Consider the following 17,241-nt stretch of genomic DNA (forward strand, 5'->3'; position numbering starts at 1 on the left):
TAAAAAAATAACGTATACCCCCCCCAGTGAGAGGAAACCATGAAAGTTATTGGTCACCTGATTAATGGCAAGCTATCTACCAGCGACGATTCGTCCCAGCACCCTCGCCTACAAAATGTAACTAACCCCTCAACGAATGAAATAATCGGTAAAGTCGCGCTGGCCAGCAAAGACACCGTTGAAGAGGCAATCTCTGCGGCAGAAGCCGCCTACCCCGCCTGGCGTAACCTGCCCACAGCAAAGCGCGTGCGTATCATGTACCGTTTACGAGATCTGCTGGAAGAAAATGCAGAAAAGATCTGTGAACTGATCACTCTGGAGCACGGTAAAGTGCTCAATGATGCTATGGGTGAGCTACAGCGGGGCATCGAGAATATTGAATATGTCTGCTCTGCACCAGAGATGCTCAAAGGCGAGCACAGTAAGAACGTTGGCCCAGCCATTGACTCTTGGAGTGAGTTCCAACCTCTGGGCGTCTGTGCAGGAATTACCCCATTTAACTTTCCCGCCATGGTACCTCTATGGATGTGGCCAATGGCAATTGCCTGCGGCAACACCTTTATCTTAAAACCCTCTGAACGCACCCCCTCCTCTGCCCTATTTATCGCAGAACTAGGTATCGAGGCCGGCATCCCGGCCGGGGTTTTAAATGTTGTTAACGGCGATAAAGAGGCCGTGGACACATTGCTAACCGACAAGCGTATTCAGGCGGTAAGCTTTGTAGGCTCAACGCCCATTGCAGAATATGTCTACACCACAGGCACTGCCCACGGTAAAAGAGTTCAAGCCTTTGGCGGCGCAAAGAATCATGCCATCGTGATGCCGGATGCCGACCTGGACAACGCGGTAGCCGCATTAATGGGTGCTGCCTTCGGCTCCTGCGGTGAGCGCTGTATGGCTATTTCTGTAGCCGTTGCAGTAGGCGATGAAACAGCCAACACTTTAGTAGCAAAGCTTAAAGAACAAATTGCCCAACTAAAGATTGGCGATGGCATGAACAACCAAAACGATATGGGGCCTTTGGTTACCCAAACGCACCTAAACAAGGTGGAGGGCTTAATCACTGCCGGAATCGAAGAGGGCGCGGAACTGGTAGCGGATGGCCGCAATATGAAGGTTCCAGGCTACGAAAGTGGCAATTACCTGGGGGCCTGCCTGTTTGATCGTGTTACCCAAGAAATGGCCATACATCGCAATGAAATTTTTGGCCCAGTGCTCTGTGTAATGCGTGTAGATACCATGCAGGAAGCGATGGATATCATTGATGCTCACGAGTACGGCAATGGTACTTGCCTATTTACTCGAGATGGGGAAGCTGCCCGTTACTTTAGTGACAATATTAAAGTGGGCATGGTGGGCATTAATGTGCCTCTGCCTGTACCTGTCGCACATCATAGTTTCGGCGGATGGAAGCGCTCCCTATTTGGGGACCTGCACGCTTATGGGCCAGATTCTGTGCGATTTTATACCAAGCGTAAGACTATCACCCAGCGTTGGCCCGCGAGCGGGGTAAGAGAAGGAGCGCAATACAGTTTCCCTAGTAATGGATAATTAGAGATAAAATTAGGGGCGGATATCCGCCCCTTCCACCAGCAAAAAAATATCAAACTAGCCCCACCCAAACTAAACCTGCCTCCCTTGATGTACCGGCAATAACGAAAGCCTAAAATCTAAGGAGATAGAAATGTCTAAGAGACCTAGCAAAAAAACAATAATTAAAGCATTTACTGCCATCCTATTTTTCTTGCTTACCACCGCCATACCCTCAATATCCATAGCGCAAAGTGCCACTCTGAAACAGTGCCAAAGTTGGAACAATAAGATTGAGCACTATCAGGACAAAAGAAAAAAGGGAGGCTCTGGTAAAAAGATGGATGAATGGAAGGGAAAGATTCGGCAGTACAGAGATAAATTCAGGAAGAATAAATGCAGCAGGTACGGTAGAAAATTAGGCTAAAGTAGTTCAGCTCAAAAAAATTCGCCCAGCATGTCAAATAATTTATAAAACCAACAAAAAAAGGGCGCAACGCGCCCCTTTTTAAAGGATAAGATTGATTACCAATTGAAATCAAACTTATAGCCTACACCGATGTTGAATACCCAGGGATCAAACTCGTAGTCACCTCCGAATCTGTGCTCCCACCAGCGGTTAAAATCGTCATCATCATCAAAGAAGCGGCGATTAAAGGTATCCACTTCAACGTCTGTGGTTACATCATAGTAAATAGCAGCCACATTAATCAGCCAGCTACTATCATGGCCAAAGGTGAAATCAACACCAATTTGCCATGTATAACCCCAGCTATCGCCAAAGTTCACGCGGCCATCCCATTCGCGCCAAACTAAGTTGTTATCATCATCCTCATGCCAGAAACCCCAATGTCTGAGGCGCTCATCACTGAAGTCGGTATAGTTAATACCGATACCCATGTAGGGCTGTACCAGGCAGCTGGGATCCAGTGGATACCAGTTCAGGTACGCGGCCGTGGTTTGGGGCTTCCAGCGGGCAAAATCACCGCGGCGGCGATCAAATAGATCGTCATCCCAGTCATCATCCCAGAAACGCCACAACCAAGGGTCACGGCTACCACCGGTATGGCGATCACCTTGTTGGTAACTCAGGGAGACACCCCAGTGATCTGTCGGTTTCCATTCAGCATTAATAAACCAGCCCCACTCACCATCTGGGTCAAGGTTGGTTCTGAAAGCACCCCAATCACGGAAACGCTCATAGTCATCATCATCGTCATAAAAACGTAACCAGCGATCTGCAAAGGTTACATTGTCTGAGTTTGGTGACCAATAAGCCCCGCCAATCCGGATCTTGAACTCCTGGGTAGGAGGGGGTGGTGGGGCATAGCCAGCAGGTCCTGCCGAAGCGACACTAGAGATTGCTAAGGCGAGGGGCGTCATAACGGGGATCAGAATACGCGTCATCTTCATTTGTGGTAACTCCATTGAAATTCAGCAGATCAAACAGCAATCAGCCCAATCAATGGTCAGTCTAGTCGCACGAAATCACAGATGTTGAAAAAACAAACAAATGTTGGCGCCCAAATATAATTCTACGTTTTTATGGCACTGATAAGATCTTTTGACGCGAAATTTAACAATCAGATCTTAATCTCATAAGGAGTTTAACGCCCACAGCATTTATTCAGGTGAAAGTTGGACAACGAGTATTGATCCAAATTCCAATTGGGCACTGACACAATAGAGTGCCTAAAAATTAAAAATGGAATGAATCAAAAGACCCCAAATAGAATTGACAGAAAATCCCACATCTTACTTTTAGCTGGAAAAAAATAATCTTTCAGAAAAATTAAGCAGGTTCAACATCATCAGAAAATACACCCTTGAAATCGGAGTTGAATTTTTCTTCACCAAGGGACTAAAAGCGTGACAATAAAAAAAGTATGAATACACTTGGGGAAATTTAAACTTGCTAACACATAATCAGACTGCCCTAAATTGGGTCAGAGCAGCCTAGTTTTTAGAAACCTCTTCCCTCTACAAAACACTCTTCTCAGAGGTGGGTGTCACTGAACCCTACAAACTTCAAGCAATCTACATACGGACATGCGGAAATAGCTTCTTGATATAGCCTGCTGCCACTTACCCTTTCTTACTACCACCCTGACACTCAGGGCTCTCTGGAGCATCGCCCTCCCATTCATCCGGTGCATAGGTATGGAGCGCCAAGGCATGAATGGGGCCAGCCATTTCATCAGCAAGAACAGCATACACTTTTTGATGACGCTGGACCTTTCGAATTGATGCGAAGGCCTCGCTCACCAGTACCACCCGGAAGTGCATTTCAGATCCCGCTGGGACATTATGCAAATGGCTTTCACATTGGACATCAATAAATTGAGGGTGAAAGCTCGTAGTTAATTTTTCTTCGATCTGCTTTGCAAGACTCATAAATTCTCTTTAAAAACTTTCTTCTGGTTAATTCTCAATATTTTTTATTTCGACAATAAGTTGAAACAAAACATTTATGTACTACTACCAGCTAGCTGGGATAAACAGCCGGAAGGCTAGCAGGTTTTTTCCGCCTGCTGAGCATTCCAAGTCGAACCGCCTAAGCAAGGCGATTAACTGGCCACTTTGGCCTTGCTCTTCCGGGCTTCAACAATTGCTTCATACGCAACGGTAATGCTCTTCATCTGATCTTCAGCGTGACGCATAAATTCCTCAGGAAGCCCCTTGGACGCCATTTTATCGGGGTGATACTCAGCGGCCTTACGGCGATAAGCCAACTTCAAATCCTTATCGCTGGTTTCCTCAGAGCAGCCAAGCACTGCGTAATGTTGTTGAAGCTCAGAAGCACTGCTTCCCCTACCGTGCCCAAATTGATTTTGCATGGCCTCAAAGAGTGATTCATGCAAGCCCAAATCCGCAGTAATTTTTCTGAGAATCACTTCCTCAGAGGAATGCAACTCACCATCGGCGTAAGCAACGGCAAATAAAAGGCGATAAACCATCTCCCGCATCGCCTGGTTTTGGACCAACACACGATATTGTTTTGCATAATCGTAAATACTGTACTTATCCGTCTTCGCATTCTCAAAAATTCGGATTGCATGCTTGCGATCCTCGGCGCCTAAGCGAAGATTATTCTGGATAAAATCTTCGATCAGCTGCACTTCCGCCTTAGACACCTGTCCATCTGCTTTAGCCATCTTGGCCAGCATGGAAAATAAGGTCACAATAAAAACTTTCTGGGCGCCCTCTCTATTTAGGACCGCAGCTGCACCACCCAAACGCTTTAGGCCAGATCCAAAGGAGCTACCAATCCAGGCACCCAAGGCCGCACCAATAGGGCCTCCAAACATAAAACCGAATCCGGCACCAATTCCCGCCCCTAACCAGGACATACTCTCTCCTCCGAGCGCCAAACAGCACTCCAATATCATCTAAATCAAACTGTTAAATCCCGGCTATCTTACCACGTGTAAGAGAACGTCAGCCGAAAGACGTGACTAAAAAGTCAAGCGCACTTTTCCTCAAGGCGTCACCTTGATCCCTGTCAGGTACATTTAGTTTCCTAACAGTCTCCCCCTATCTGCCACAATGATGTACAGGGCATTCTCATAGGAAATGAGGAAAGGCTAAATGAAACTGCGGCGAGTGGCAGGCTTATTGCGCCATTTAACAATCAGCCTTCTTATATTGCTGGTTTTCACAGGGTGCGGAAACCGGCAGGATACAGATGGTCAGGCTAACGGGTCACAATCTAGTAAGGTTGATACCACTGGTCACCAGGACTGGGAAACCATTGTTGAAGTACTCCTTCACCCCCGCTGTTTGAATTGTCACCAGCTGGAATTGCCCCTTATCAACCAAGGCTCCCCCCATGTACCCCGCGTAGAGCGGGGGCCCGATAACATGGGTCTGGGTACAATGCGCTGCAGTAACTGCCACTCCAACCAAAACAATCCAGTGACTGGTGCGCCCGGAGCACCGGGTTGGGCTATGGCACCCATCAGCCTTAACTGGTCTGGTATGTCATCGGCCCAAATCTGCAAGCTGCTGACTACCCCCCAAGATAATGGCGGCCGCTCCCCGGAGCAATTAATGCAATTTATGAGTGAGAATCCCCTCGCGCTTTGGGGCTGGAACCCTGGTGGCAAGAGAGAACCCGTCAACATTCCCCACGAAAAACTGGTGGAAGCATTAAAAGGCTGGATAGCCGCAGGAACACCTTGTCCACCACCGGCTCCTTCAGATTAACTCCCAGCGGGAAGAAGGCTGATGAAGTAAGGGTTAGAGGGGCACTATTTATAAACCCCTCTATTCAAGTCCTCTCTATTTAAGCCCTTCTTCCCCTGATAATGCGAGGGCCAAGTCATCCAGCCATCCCTTGTGACCTCCCCTCCAAGCGATAAAAAGCTCTTCTTGAGGCTCTACAAATTCACCGACAACCTTTATTTTTGCCCCACCGACATCCTCAACAAGAGCCTCTGGCAGCAAAGCGAGAAACTGACCCGTTTTAATCAGGCGGCTAAGCACCCCATAGTCATTCACTATGACCTGAAGCTTTCTGGCTGGTAGGTTTTCTCCCCAACCATCACTGCCAATGCCTCTCTCCTCACCACAAAATGGAGAGATTCTCGGTGCGGCAAAGGGGTATTGTTGAAGAACCTCTATTGACACCCCTGATTTTGACCATTGACCAGATGCTAACGGGTGACCTGGGCCCGCAACGATACACAGGGTTTCTACTCCCAGCATGCAGGTAGTTATTTGGGTTGGTACCTGGCCCAATATCGCACCGGTGATTATGGCCAAGTCCACCTCCCCTCTGACCAGCATACTCAGCGCCAGGGATTCATAGGCAGAAGTGAATGAAAGGCGGGCATTTGGGTGTCTTTCTGTCAACTCACGTTGAATAGACGTGGCCCAAGTCAATTGTATGACGGCAGGAGCTGCCACCCGACACTCGGGCAAATTGCCCAACCCGTTGAGTTCCGCCTGGACCTGCCGCGCGATGGCTGTGATCTCAGCAGCTCGCCCTTGTAATCGACGCCCCGCATCATTGAGCCGGATTTGTTTGCCCACCCGGTCGAATAAACGTGTGTTCAGCGCCTTTTCCAAACGGCGTAAAACCTTACTCAAACCCCCAGGGGTAGTATCCAAGCGATCCGCCGAGCGCTGCAGGTTTTCTGTTGCGGCAATAACAAGAAACTTCTCTAGATCTTCTATTTCCATTTTGGAATCAAAAGCTACCAACAGTGAATCGATTGGTAACTAATGTACGTTTAGAATCGCAAAACACCAAGCCTTTGGGTCCGCTAAATAGCAAGTAGCTTCCTATCTAGCGGCACCGCCACTAGGAACACACAGACTGATGGGCAAACTTTCTCGACTCTGGGGATTAAGTATTTCGGCAGCCTTAGCCATGGCAGCAGCATTAACGTTTGCAGACGATTCAAACGGCACTCATGGTATGGCGCTATTTTCTATAAAAGGCCAACTCATTGCCTCCCATATGCCGCTTCACGGCAAGCGCCATGGACACCAGATTATTCTCGTGCTGGAATCAGATAACGAAAAAGCCATTATTGAGCTGGCTCAGAAGACACCGTTCATTTCACTCAAGCCCGAAGAATTCTCCTTAAACCGTCTGCGCAACGGCGATTTAGGCTTTTTTATTGGTGAAATCTTTAACGGCCACTTTGAGCGCGAAGGAAAAGTTCAGCTGAAGTCTATTCCATTCAGGGTTACCAAAAAGTTACTCGACCTACCCCTCACTCGCAAAGAGAATGGTCACTACCGATTGGTGCGTTTAAATTCAACAAGCCTGCTTATCCACGAAATAGCATCCCCTCCCAGTTTTGACCAGATTCTGGAAGTTACTGCCGACCCATCTGCTCCCAACACTATCAACACGGACAGTAAACACCCTATTTCTGAAACCCACTGGCCTGAAAGGCTTAAAGAAGCGGGGATTGTATTTCGTCGGCAGCTCTACCTGGAAAAGCAGGACTTTCAATAAGATGCAGAAACCGATTCTTATTATTCAGCATGAAGACAATGAAGGTCCGGGATATATTGCCGACTGGGCAAGCCAACACCAGATACCAACAACCATTATTAACCCGCAAAAGTCTGTATTGCCAGAAAATGGTTTTAGTGGCGTCATCCTTTTGGGTGGAATGATGAATGTCAAAGACCACAAGTTACTACCATGGCTCGCAGACGAAATTCAATGGGTAAAAAGTACTATTCATCAGCAAGTCCCCTTTTTAGGCATTTGCCTGGGATCACAAATACTCGCCCACGCACTAGGCGCTGATGTTAAGCCGATGAAGCAGGAAGAAATGGGCTGGCACTCTATTGACTGGATAGCTGAAAAACCCTCCACCATAGAAAAAGTCTTTCAGGCGCATAGATATTATTTTGAAATCCCTGAGGGGGCCAAGCGCCTGGCGCGCTCTAAACTTTGCCCTAACCAGGCATTTCTATATAGAGATAATATCCTCGGCTTGCAGTTTCACCTGGAGTGGTCACAACAGAAAGTCGCGCAACTCTTTCCAGAGCATATGCAAAAATACGGGTCGCCAGAAAAGAAACACACAGCCAGCCGTAAAGCATTGTTTGAAACCCTAAACAATCATTTTATTAAGCAATAAAGAAAACTGGATTAAAAAAAAGTTAAAGAAATCACAAACGAACTGCCACATGTAGACGCAAAGCCATCCATATTAGCTCCCACCCGACTTCACCCTCAAACAAAGAAAACCAAAAACACGCAATTCAAAGTAGGAAATTACTATCATAAATTAGTAAATACTTCCTGAATTTATAGAGAACACAGACAAACAATCTTTCTTTTTACGTTTAAAGTCTATCATTTTTTAGCCAAGGCATTCACTCCTGGCATGCTCACCAAGGATTGGTCTTGGCTTTGTCTGTAACATGAAGGTTATTGTTTTTGTACAAGGAAGTTCACATGAAGATTTTAAGTAAAAAGGTTCTGGCATCCATAGCTGCAACCGGCCTGGCACTTGGCTCAGCCACATCTGCATTATCCCAAACGGACAGCGAAACTAGCGTTATCACGCTGAATTACATGAGTATGCAAACTATTGATATCGCTTTTGTGAATGATCTTAACCTTCTGGCGCCACCAGATGGTACCCCGGGCCCCATTCTCGCTGAAGATACCTTCTGTGTTGCTGGAATAGGCTTTCCGAATTTTGGCATCACTTTTAGTAATCCAGCGAACCCTGTGGGAGGACCATTTGAGCTAGAGTCTGCCGTACCTGGCGCCGTACCAATAATGTATGAAGTTTTCTTTAAGAACGACACCCTCCCAGGGCCAGGCATGCCTGTTGCACCCGATGCTATTATCCCTGGAAACATGATACAGACACCTATGTGCATGGACCCAACGATGGATAACGCAAAATTTAATATTGAAATTCAAGAACCACAATGGGCTGGCAGAGCGCCCGACGCCCCATTTACTGGCTTGTTAGAAATCACAGTGGAGGCTGAATAAGATCCTGCATAGGATTTATTAACATTAGCTACGCCAGAAAAAGCTTCTGGCGTAGCATCTTAAAAAAACAAACTGAAAAAAATGCCTGTTCATACGTTCCATAAAGAAAGACCTTAAACACCGCCATACACTTGGTTACCAAATCTCATCTTACAGAAGCATACACCTCAATAGACGCTATCGTAAAAAGCATTCATAGTACTTACACCACAAAAATCCACTTGGTAAAAGCTTTCATATTTACGGAGACCAAAAAGAAACTTATCTGTCACAACCTCTGCACTAGAAATAAGAAGATATTCTCAATCCGTAGTAAATTCCTACCAAAATCACTTAGATAAGAATTCATATACTCCCCCCTCCCAGATCAACAACTAGTCTTTTTATACCGTGACCAACTTACCACGCAACCTTACTTCTTACCTTCGGAGTTTTTTAACACAGTCATTGACTGATCTTATGTAACAGGGAGATTTTTATGAAGTATTTCGCCCCTAAACTACTGACAACCATAGCCGCTGCTGGCCTTGCGTTCGGTTCAGCTACATCGGCACTAGCTCAAACCGACAGTGAGACTACCACCATAACACTCATGTTGATGCAAATGGATAGTATTGATATAGCATTTGTTGATCCTGTAAATATTGACAACCCTGTCCCTGGAATGGCTGCAACGGCTGATGAATCATTCTGTGTAGCCGGAACAGGCAGCGTTAATAACTACAGTATTACTTTTACCAATCCTGCCACCACAGGACCACAGTTTGAGTTAATGTCACAATCAAACCCTGGCTCCCCGGTCATTAACTATGAGGTATTCTTTAAAAACAATAACGGCCCAGGACCCGGAACAATAATGGCTACGCCCAATGACCCCATCCCAGGAAATTCGATCGAAGCATCCGCCTGTAATAACCTTACGGATGAGAATGCCAAATTTACCATTCAAATCCCCTTTCCTGAATGGGATAACAGAGAGAATGACTCACCATTTGTAGGGCAGCTATTGATTACGGTAGAGGCCGATTAAAGCTCTCTTAATGATCCTTTAAAATTTTTTACCAATTAAAAACTGCGCCAGAAATGCATTCTGGCGCAGAACTCAAGGTAAAAAATAGAAGATTCAAAAGGCGCCTCCAGACACACCCAATGAAAACCTTAACCGCAGACAAAAACTGTTAAATTGAAAGTAACCTCAGCATACAAATAAATTGTCAAACGCAGCCCCAAACCAACCCATATATCCCCCACAAAACCACCCTAAAAAAATCACAACCATGACAGAAGAGAACCCTTGACAGTGAGCCCAACTAAAAAATAGGAAATTCTTCTCAATCACTAGTACCTATTTCCTGATTTTTACTTAGAGCAAAAACCATAGACATCCCCCTCCCAATTTAACAACTAACCTTTTTATACCCGGACTTTCGCACCAAACACCCTCTTGCAGTTTGTGGCTTTGGTGCTGTTTCAAGTACAGGTATTGTGGACGCTTATGTAAAAGGAATTTACTTATGAAGATTATCGCACCAAAATTACTGGCATCTCTTGCCGCTGCCGGCCTAGCATTTGGCTTTGCAACAACTGCACTATCCCAAGTCTCAGATAGCGCGCAAAGTATGATTACTTTGACTGTCAATGAGTTTATTGTGATAGAAGACGTTGATAATATAAACCTGAACCCAAGTCCAGGACAGGATGCTCAACAGACTGATTTTTTCTGTGTTGCCGGCAGTGGTTTTTCGACGTTTAGCATTACTTTTGAAGGAGTCGGCACAGGCACAGGATCACCATTTCTTTTACAGGGCATGGGTAGCACTACACTGGGCTACCAGGTCAATTTCTTAAATGCTACCTCAGGACCAGCTCCTACAGCGGCAATGCCCGGCATCCCTATAACCAACAATACACTTCAGGCAAGCAACTGCGCAGATAATAACGCCCTCTTTAACATTTTAATCCCCTCTTTTCAATGGGAACCTGTAGCCGGAATGGCTCCATTTATGGGCACGCTAATGATCACTGTTGAATCCGAATAATTCAACACATTGCTCTAAATAGCATTCGACCATGCTGCACCAGACATTAACTCTGGTGCAGCAGTTTAACCTTTTAGCAAAGCTGCTCTGCCACCATATAGGCTCACTAAAAAATAAAGTTACTAAAAGTAGGAAAGCTTTCTCATAATCCTCAGACACTCACTTAAAGCCACCTAAAAATAGACCTACCAAAGACCCAACCTCAGATTACTAGCTATTATTTTTAAACCAAGGCAATTTGAATTTTTGCTTTGTTTTTTCAACAGAAGCGCTGTAGTTTTTTGCGCAAGGAAGTATCTGATGAATCATTTTATCCCCAAGTCAGTATTATCGGCAGCTCTTTTTAGTTTGGCACTCGGCTCTTCCACATCTGCACTATCCCAAAATATGGATACGGAAACCAGTGTGATCCAACTCATCTTCAATCAAGCCCCATTCATTGATATAGCCAATGTTGGTAACGTTGATATCATAGATCCCACCGTTGGTACTGATGCAACTGGATCTGATGACTTTTGTGTTGGTGGAACTTTTGGAGCCTACATTATTACATTTACCAACCCTATGGGACCAGATTTTACATTGATGAGTAGCAATGGATCGCCGGATCTTCCATATAACGTAAACTTTTTCAACATGATAGGGGGACCTGGACAGTCAGTAACCCCTGGCAACCCGATTCCTAATAATCCTGTTCTGGATACCCTGTGCGATGCCACCGTGGTCAACTCAAGATTTGTGGTTGATATTCCCTCTACTGTATGGGATGGCAGGCAGAACGATGGTCCATTTACTGGAATGCTAGAACTCACGGTAGAAGGCCAATAAACTCTTCCCCCAGACAAATTAATAATATCGCTAGGCCTGAGTACATCTCTGGCCTAGCACCTTAAAATCAACTAAAAAACAGATAGACTTACCCAATTAAAATATAAAGATTTAATATTATTAATTTACTCTCACTGTCGAGTCATTTACCACAAGCTACGTCAGAATAGACTCCTGACACACTCTAAAAGAATGATGAAAGTGTTCCCGATAACGCGTTGGCGGGCATGCATACTCCTAACGAGAGGCTTCAAGCAAACAATTGCGCTGATGATAATGCTACTTTTGGCATAATCACCCCTGAAAACGAATGAGAGCCCAATCAAGCTTTCAGTTCTCCCCCCTCATTAGGCCGCCTAGCTGTCATCTAAGCTCACAAAAAACCTCATCGAAAATAGGAAAAACTTTCCCATAAGCGATAAAACTTCACTTTAAACCTCCAAATAATATCTACCAAAGACCCAACCTCAGATTACTGACTATTCTTTTTATACCAAGGCACCTTCAAAATGATTTTTTTCGCCTTGGATTTTTCAACAGAAGCGTTTTTGAGTTTTAATGCAAGGAAGTATCTGATGAAGTTTCCCACCCCAAAGACACTGATATCTGCAATTTCACTGAGCGTAACCCTTGGCTCATCCATCCCTGCGCTTTCCCAAGTCACAGATAGCGCGCAAAGCATGATCACCCTGTCGTTTGTTGAGTCCATTGTGATCGACAATGTCAACGACCTCAATATAACCCCAACAGGCGCTAACTCGCCCGCTACAGGGCTAGATCTATTTTGTGTCGCCGGTAGTGGATTCCCGACGTTTAGTATTACATTTGGTAGCGCATCTATGCCTTTTGAACTTTCCAACGCCAATGCAGATACGATTAATTATGACGTCTTCTTTGACAACGGCCTGAGTGGCACAATAACTCAGGCATTTGCCGGTGTAGCTATTCCAGGACAGATGATTCTGAATAGCGATTGCACAGCTGATAATGCTGCCTTTGAAGTCTCCATCCCTGCATCAGAATGGCAACCTGTGCAAAACCAGGGACCTTTTATTGGTAACCTTTCTATTTTGGTTGCCTCTGAATAATTTTAAACATGTATACCAGCCACCGGCTACAAATAAATTGAGTAGGTATGCACCAAATACTTACCTACGTCGGCATTAACATCCGGCGTAGGTTTTAAAGAAAAATTAATCCGCCCTCAGTCTGTATAGTTGTTTTCACACTGTGAATAATCTAACTTGGCGACCCCCTCCCCCCCATCTAATCTTAAAACACTTAACCCGATAAAAGCGGCATGGAAGCAGCGCCCAAATCTTTGCACTGTTCAAGAAATACCGCTAAGCGAGAGAATAAATGACAAGCACTCATAGAGTTGGCAACGAATTCACTGCGGCAGTAGTCAGGAAAGCGGGCAGCCCTTTCGTATTAGAACAAGTGAGGCAGACCGAACTACTGGAAAATGAAGTGCTGGTTAAAATCGTCGCCACCGGCATCTGCCACACCGATATGATTGCCCGTGACCAGGATTATTTAGTTCCACACCCTATTGTATTGGGGCATGAGGGCGCAGGAGTGGTGGAAGCAGTAGGTGATAGCGTACTTAAAGTGACCCCTGGAGATCATGTTGTCTTAACTTTCCTCTCATGCAGTAGTTGCAGGGAATGTATTTCCGGCCACCCGGCCTGCTGTGAAAACTTTCGCGATCGAAACTTCTCCGGGCATCGCATAGATGGCAGCCACGCCCTTGCCGATCAGCAGGGAGGGACGCTTAACGACCGCTTCTTTGGTCAGTCTTCCTTTGGTGAGTACGCTGTAGCCAATGAGCAAAACGTGGTTAAGGTGCGCAAAGATGCTCCCCTGGAATTATTAGGCCCTTTAGGGTGTGGCATTCAAACGGGCGCCGGCACCGTTTTAAATTCACTCAAGGTGGGCCCCGGTTCCAGTTTTGCTGCCTTTGGGGCAGGCGCCGTGGGCTTGGCTGCAGCGATGGCCGCATCGGCGGCGGGGGCCACCACGATTATCGCTGTGGATATTCTTCCCTCAAGGCTGAAACTGGCAATGGAAGTTGGCGCCACCCACACAATCGACAGCACTCAGGGCAAGGTTGCAGAAAAAATCAGGACAATTACCGGCAAGGGTGTGGAATTTGCCCTTGACGCCACGGGAATCCCCGCAGTGATTAATACCATGATCGACTGTTTGCGCAGCCGTGGCGAGGGAGCGATTATAGGACTGTCGAAACCTGGCGAGAAGCTCACTCTGGACCTCATGGACCTGCTCAACCAATGCAAAACTCTGCGAGGTGTGGTTGAAGGAGACAGCCTACCGGATCAGTTTATTCCCACTATGATCGACCTTTATATGGCCGGCCGCTTCCCATTCGATAAGCTTATTAAGTTCTACGATTTTTCTCAGATTAACCAAGCCGCTGAAGACAGCGAGAAGGGGTTAACTTTAAAACCTGTGGTGCGGTTTTCCTAGCGCCTGTACCCAGGAATTTCTTGAAGCAGACAATATCAGCAGATGCTTCTCATATAATGAGAGGGTGCTAGAGCATGAATGAAACGCCTCATGCCACAATGAACATTGAATATATTCTCGCATTTGTAGCTGGTTTTGCTGAGGCTGTCTGTGTTTTGGGCTTGTTTACCAGCTTTACCACATTTATCACCGGCACCATTGTGCTCTCAATTACCGACTTTGCCAGTAACAATCCAAACTACATTATCAAGCTATTTATTCTCTCCGCCTTTATCTTCCTGCAGATTTTTTGGATCTATCTCATTAAGATTTTGAACCTGCAAAAAAGGAATACAGCAACTGTCATGCTGTTTATAGAGAGTTGTTTGATGTTTTTATTTTTCATTTTGGGCAGCTACGTGGGAACGCTCACGTCACCCTATGCTGCAAACACTTTTTTGGTTTCTTTCTTCGCAGTTGCCGCCATGTCTCTACACAGCACCATCTTTTTCAGGGTGCTTAATAAGAAAGCGCCCACTCACTTTATGACAGGCAACTCCACCAACCTCTTCGCCGCCGCCCTTGAAATGTTGGACAACTATCGAGCATACAAAAGTACTGGGGAAGCGCCCTATCCACAGGCATCTACCAAGGCTAAATATTATTTTGGGGTAATTTTTTGCTTTATCCTTGGTGTGACGCTCGGCACTGTGGGCTACAAGATGTGGGGGTTCCCCTCTCTCTTATTGCCTGTATTGCTGGTTTTATTGACAGCTCTATTAAGCCTGAAAGCAGAAAGGCCTCCCACCGCAACTTCCTGATGCATTGGGAGGTGAGCAAGAATATCTAGTTAAAGATATTGAAGAGGCACTGGGACAAATGGAAGACTATGCCCAAAAGCCCCTCCGCCTAATACTTAAAGAAGCACGAGTTATTCCGCTGAACAAGTAATTCTATTCTCAAAACAAACACCACCCCGTGTGGAGCAGGTTTCAAGCAACTTGCCTTTTGCCTCTACTTCTGAAAAGCCTTTAGAGTGCATCCCACCAGCGCGTACATCTTTCATATAGCAAGCCCATCGGGGGCGCTCCTTCACTGGCTGGAGAACCACATCAGGATGAGGATTTTTAGACTGTGCTTCAACCAAAGCTTGCAGATCCAGAATCAGATCCTGCATAGAGCGGATATCCTTGCGCAACCTGACAACCTCTTTTTTGAGCTTGCGCATTTCAGCCGCTTCTTCATTTTCATCCTTCAGGGCATGGACTTCTTTGCGAAGTTTTACCACCTCTCTTTTTATCTCGTGGATGTCTTCAGCGGTGCGATGATTGTCGTGGGCCAGTAGCGGGGTGGAGAAAAGAGCGAGGGAAATCAAAAGGGGCAAACTACGCATGGTCTTACTTCCAGTAAAATTTCTTATCACAAGTCAATATGCTGGGAGGAATATAGCGCAGATAACCTTAACTCAAAATGAATCTTATCGAGGGAGGGTGTCAGCTAATCTCAAGGCATTAAGCCCTGTAAGAAAAAAGGCGAACCGAAGCTCGCCTTTTCGATAGTAACTTTTGATTGACTCAATCAACCGCCTGTTAAGCTGCGCACCATACTGATCATGACTCCCGCCGCAACCGCAGAGCCAATCACCCCGGCCACATTCGGACCCATGGCGTGCATCAGCAGGAAGTTGTGCGGATTGGATTCAAGCCCTACTTTGTTGGATACCCGCGCAGCCATGGGCACGGCAGATACACCGGCAGAACCAATAAGCGGGTTTACCTTGTGCTTGCTGAAGACATTGAGCAGTTTCGCCATCAATACCCCTGCGGCGGTACCAATCGCAAAGGCTACGATACCCAAGGCGAGGATTCCCAGGGTTTTTGGGTCGAGGAATTTATCTGCGGCCAGTTTCGAACCAACCGAGAGGCCCAGGAAAATCGTGGTGATATTGATCAGCGCATTCTGAGCAGTATCCGAAAGGCGAGACACCACACCGCATTCCCGCATCAGATTACCGAAACAGAACATTCCCAACAGCGGCGCTGCAGCGGGGAGGAACAAGGCAACCAGAATCAACAGCAACAGTGGAAAGGTAATTTTCTCGCGCTTGCTCACATGGCGCAGCTGCACCATCTCAATTTTGCGCTCCTGCTCGGTGGTGAGTGCGCGCATAATCGGTGGCTGAATCATGGGTACCAATGCCATATAGGAGTAGGCTGCTACCGCAATCGCACCGAGCAAATCGGGAGCCAAAATGCTGGAAACGTAGATTGCCGTGGGGCCATCCGCACCGCCGATAATACCGATAGCCGCAGCATCGGCGATGGAGAAGTCCATAATCCCCGCAACCGAGAGACCGACGGCACCCAGCACGGTGGCAAAGATACCGAACTGTGCGGCCGCCCCCAGGAACAGGGTGCGCGGGTTAGCGAGCAGCGGGCCGAAATCGGTCATGGCCCCCACCCCCATAAAAATCACCAGCGGGGCTACACCCGAGGCAATAGCCACGGAATAAAAGTTGTACAGCATGCCGTTGCTAAAACCGGCATCACTGGCAAACTCCGCAGCCTGTAGCTGTACCGCAGACGGGGCAGCACCCAAGGCCGCTTTTAAGTCACTGAGGCTGGCGCCGGTATCCAGCCCCAGGATCTGGGCCATTTGGGCAAGAATTGCCGTATTCCCCTGGGCCAATGCGGTCTCTGCCGCAGAGAGCGCCAGATCTGCTCCAGGAATATTGGCCAGGATACCGCCGAAGCCAATTGGCACCAGCAACAGTGGCTCAAAGTTTTTGCGAATAGCCAGAAACAGCAGCCCCAATCCAACAAAGATCATGACCAGCTGCCCCGGCATCATCTGTGCGATGCCGGAGGATTGCCAAAGCGTGAGTAAATTATCCACTTG

General features: G+C 46.7%; 18 protein-coding genes. 12 read left to right on the plus strand and 6 right to left on the minus strand.

Translation table 11 applies throughout. The features are described 5' to 3' along the window. The first annotated feature begins 39 nt into the window (after positions 1-39). Both ACJJID_RS10820 and ACJJID_RS10825 read left to right on the plus strand, forming a co-directional pair. On the plus strand, positions 40-1,551 hold the full coding sequence (locus tag ACJJID_RS10820; protein ID WP_444919492.1) for a CoA-acylating methylmalonate-semialdehyde dehydrogenase: 1,512 nt from the start codon (positions 40-42) through the stop codon (positions 1,549-1,551). A gap of 133 nt (positions 1,552-1,684) precedes the next feature. Further along, positions 1,685-1,957 (plus strand): hypothetical protein, encoded by a 273-nt coding sequence (locus ACJJID_RS10825; RefSeq protein WP_444919493.1) that lies wholly within the window; start codon positions 1,685-1,687, stop codon positions 1,955-1,957. Positions 1,958-2,055: 98 nt separating this feature from the next. Here ACJJID_RS10825 and ACJJID_RS10830 read toward each other — a convergent pair whose 3' ends face one another. From ACJJID_RS10830 to djlA, 3 genes are all read right to left on the minus strand, one after another. Beyond that, complete coding sequence (locus ACJJID_RS10830; protein WP_444919494.1) at positions 2,056-2,943, minus strand: OmpW/AlkL family protein; 888 nt, start codon at positions 2,941-2,943, stop codon at positions 2,056-2,058. 672 nt (positions 2,944-3,615) lie between these two features. Then, positions 3,616-3,924: a BolA family protein gene (locus ACJJID_RS10835; RefSeq protein ID WP_444919495.1), complete on the minus strand. Its 309-nt coding sequence runs from the start codon at positions 3,922-3,924 to the stop codon at positions 3,616-3,618. 173 nt (positions 3,925-4,097) lie between these two features. Beyond that, positions 4,098-4,880 carry a co-chaperone DjlA gene (gene djlA / locus ACJJID_RS10840; RefSeq protein WP_444919496.1) on the minus strand — a complete coding sequence of 261 codons (783 nt, stop codon included), beginning with the start codon at positions 4,878-4,880 and terminating at the stop codon, positions 4,098-4,100. 238 nt (positions 4,881-5,118) lie between these two features. Between djlA and ACJJID_RS10845 the strand changes: the two genes are divergently transcribed. Then, the gene (locus tag ACJJID_RS10845) at positions 5,119-5,736 is read left to right on the plus strand and encodes a hypothetical protein (protein WP_444919497.1); all 618 of its coding nucleotides are present in this window, start codon (positions 5,119-5,121) and stop codon (positions 5,734-5,736) included. A gap of 75 nt (positions 5,737-5,811) precedes the next feature. Here ACJJID_RS10845 and ACJJID_RS10850 read toward each other — a convergent pair whose 3' ends face one another. Further along, positions 5,812-6,714 (minus strand): LysR family transcriptional regulator, encoded by a 903-nt coding sequence (locus ACJJID_RS10850; RefSeq protein WP_444919498.1) that lies wholly within the window; start codon positions 6,712-6,714, stop codon positions 5,812-5,814. Positions 6,715-6,853: 139 nt separating this feature from the next. On the opposite strand from ACJJID_RS10850, the gene ACJJID_RS10855 reads away from it, so the two are divergent. The 9 genes from ACJJID_RS10855 (at position 6,854) to ACJJID_RS10895 (ending at position 15,164) form a co-directional block, all read left to right on the plus strand. After that, positions 6,854-7,501 carry a hypothetical protein gene (locus ACJJID_RS10855; RefSeq protein ID WP_444919499.1) on the plus strand — a complete coding sequence of 216 codons (648 nt, stop codon included), beginning with the start codon at positions 6,854-6,856 and terminating at the stop codon, positions 7,499-7,501. Between the two features lies 1 nt (position 7,502). Further along, positions 7,503-8,138, plus strand: a complete 636-nt coding sequence (locus ACJJID_RS10860; RefSeq protein ID WP_444919500.1) for a type 1 glutamine amidotransferase — start codon at positions 7,503-7,505, stop codon at positions 8,136-8,138. A gap of 320 nt (positions 8,139-8,458) precedes the next feature. After that, positions 8,459-9,010 carry a hypothetical protein gene (locus ACJJID_RS10865; RefSeq protein WP_444919501.1) on the plus strand — a complete coding sequence of 184 codons (552 nt, stop codon included), beginning with the start codon at positions 8,459-8,461 and terminating at the stop codon, positions 9,008-9,010. A gap of 478 nt (positions 9,011-9,488) precedes the next feature. Continuing rightward, complete coding sequence (locus tag ACJJID_RS10870) at positions 9,489-10,040, plus strand: hypothetical protein (protein ID WP_444919502.1); 552 nt, start codon at positions 9,489-9,491, stop codon at positions 10,038-10,040. A 484-nt stretch (positions 10,041-10,524) separates the two neighbouring features. Continuing rightward, positions 10,525-11,049, plus strand: a complete 525-nt coding sequence (locus ACJJID_RS10875; RefSeq protein ID WP_444919503.1) for a hypothetical protein — start codon at positions 10,525-10,527, stop codon at positions 11,047-11,049. Positions 11,050-11,349: 300 nt separating this feature from the next. After that, positions 11,350-11,877, plus strand: a complete 528-nt coding sequence (locus tag ACJJID_RS10880; RefSeq protein WP_444919504.1) for a hypothetical protein — start codon at positions 11,350-11,352, stop codon at positions 11,875-11,877. 509 nt (positions 11,878-12,386) lie between these two features. Beyond that, positions 12,387-12,965 (plus strand): hypothetical protein, encoded by a 579-nt coding sequence (locus ACJJID_RS10885; protein ID WP_444919505.1) that lies wholly within the window; start codon positions 12,387-12,389, stop codon positions 12,963-12,965. Positions 12,966-13,236: 271 nt separating this feature from the next. Continuing rightward, positions 13,237-14,364, plus strand: coding sequence for an NAD(P)-dependent alcohol dehydrogenase (locus ACJJID_RS10890; RefSeq protein ID WP_444919506.1), 1,128 nt, complete (start codon positions 13,237-13,239; stop codon positions 14,362-14,364). Positions 14,365-14,462: 98 nt separating this feature from the next. Continuing rightward, on the plus strand, positions 14,463-15,164 hold the full coding sequence (locus tag ACJJID_RS10895) for a YoaK family protein (protein ID WP_444922627.1): 702 nt from the start codon (positions 14,463-14,465) through the stop codon (positions 15,162-15,164). Positions 15,165-15,274: 110 nt separating this feature from the next. Here ACJJID_RS10895 and ACJJID_RS10900 read toward each other — a convergent pair whose 3' ends face one another. Next, positions 15,275-15,736 carry a hypothetical protein gene (locus ACJJID_RS10900; RefSeq protein ID WP_444919507.1) on the minus strand — a complete coding sequence of 154 codons (462 nt, stop codon included), beginning with the start codon at positions 15,734-15,736 and terminating at the stop codon, positions 15,275-15,277. A 185-nt stretch (positions 15,737-15,921) separates the two neighbouring features. After that, on the minus strand, positions 15,922-17,238 hold the full coding sequence (locus ACJJID_RS10905) for a sodium ion-translocating decarboxylase subunit beta (protein WP_444919508.1): 1,317 nt from the start codon (positions 17,236-17,238) through the stop codon (positions 15,922-15,924). Positions 17,239-17,241: the final 3 nt, after the last annotated feature.

This window comes from Microbulbifer sp. CnH-101-G, assembly GCF_052466775.1.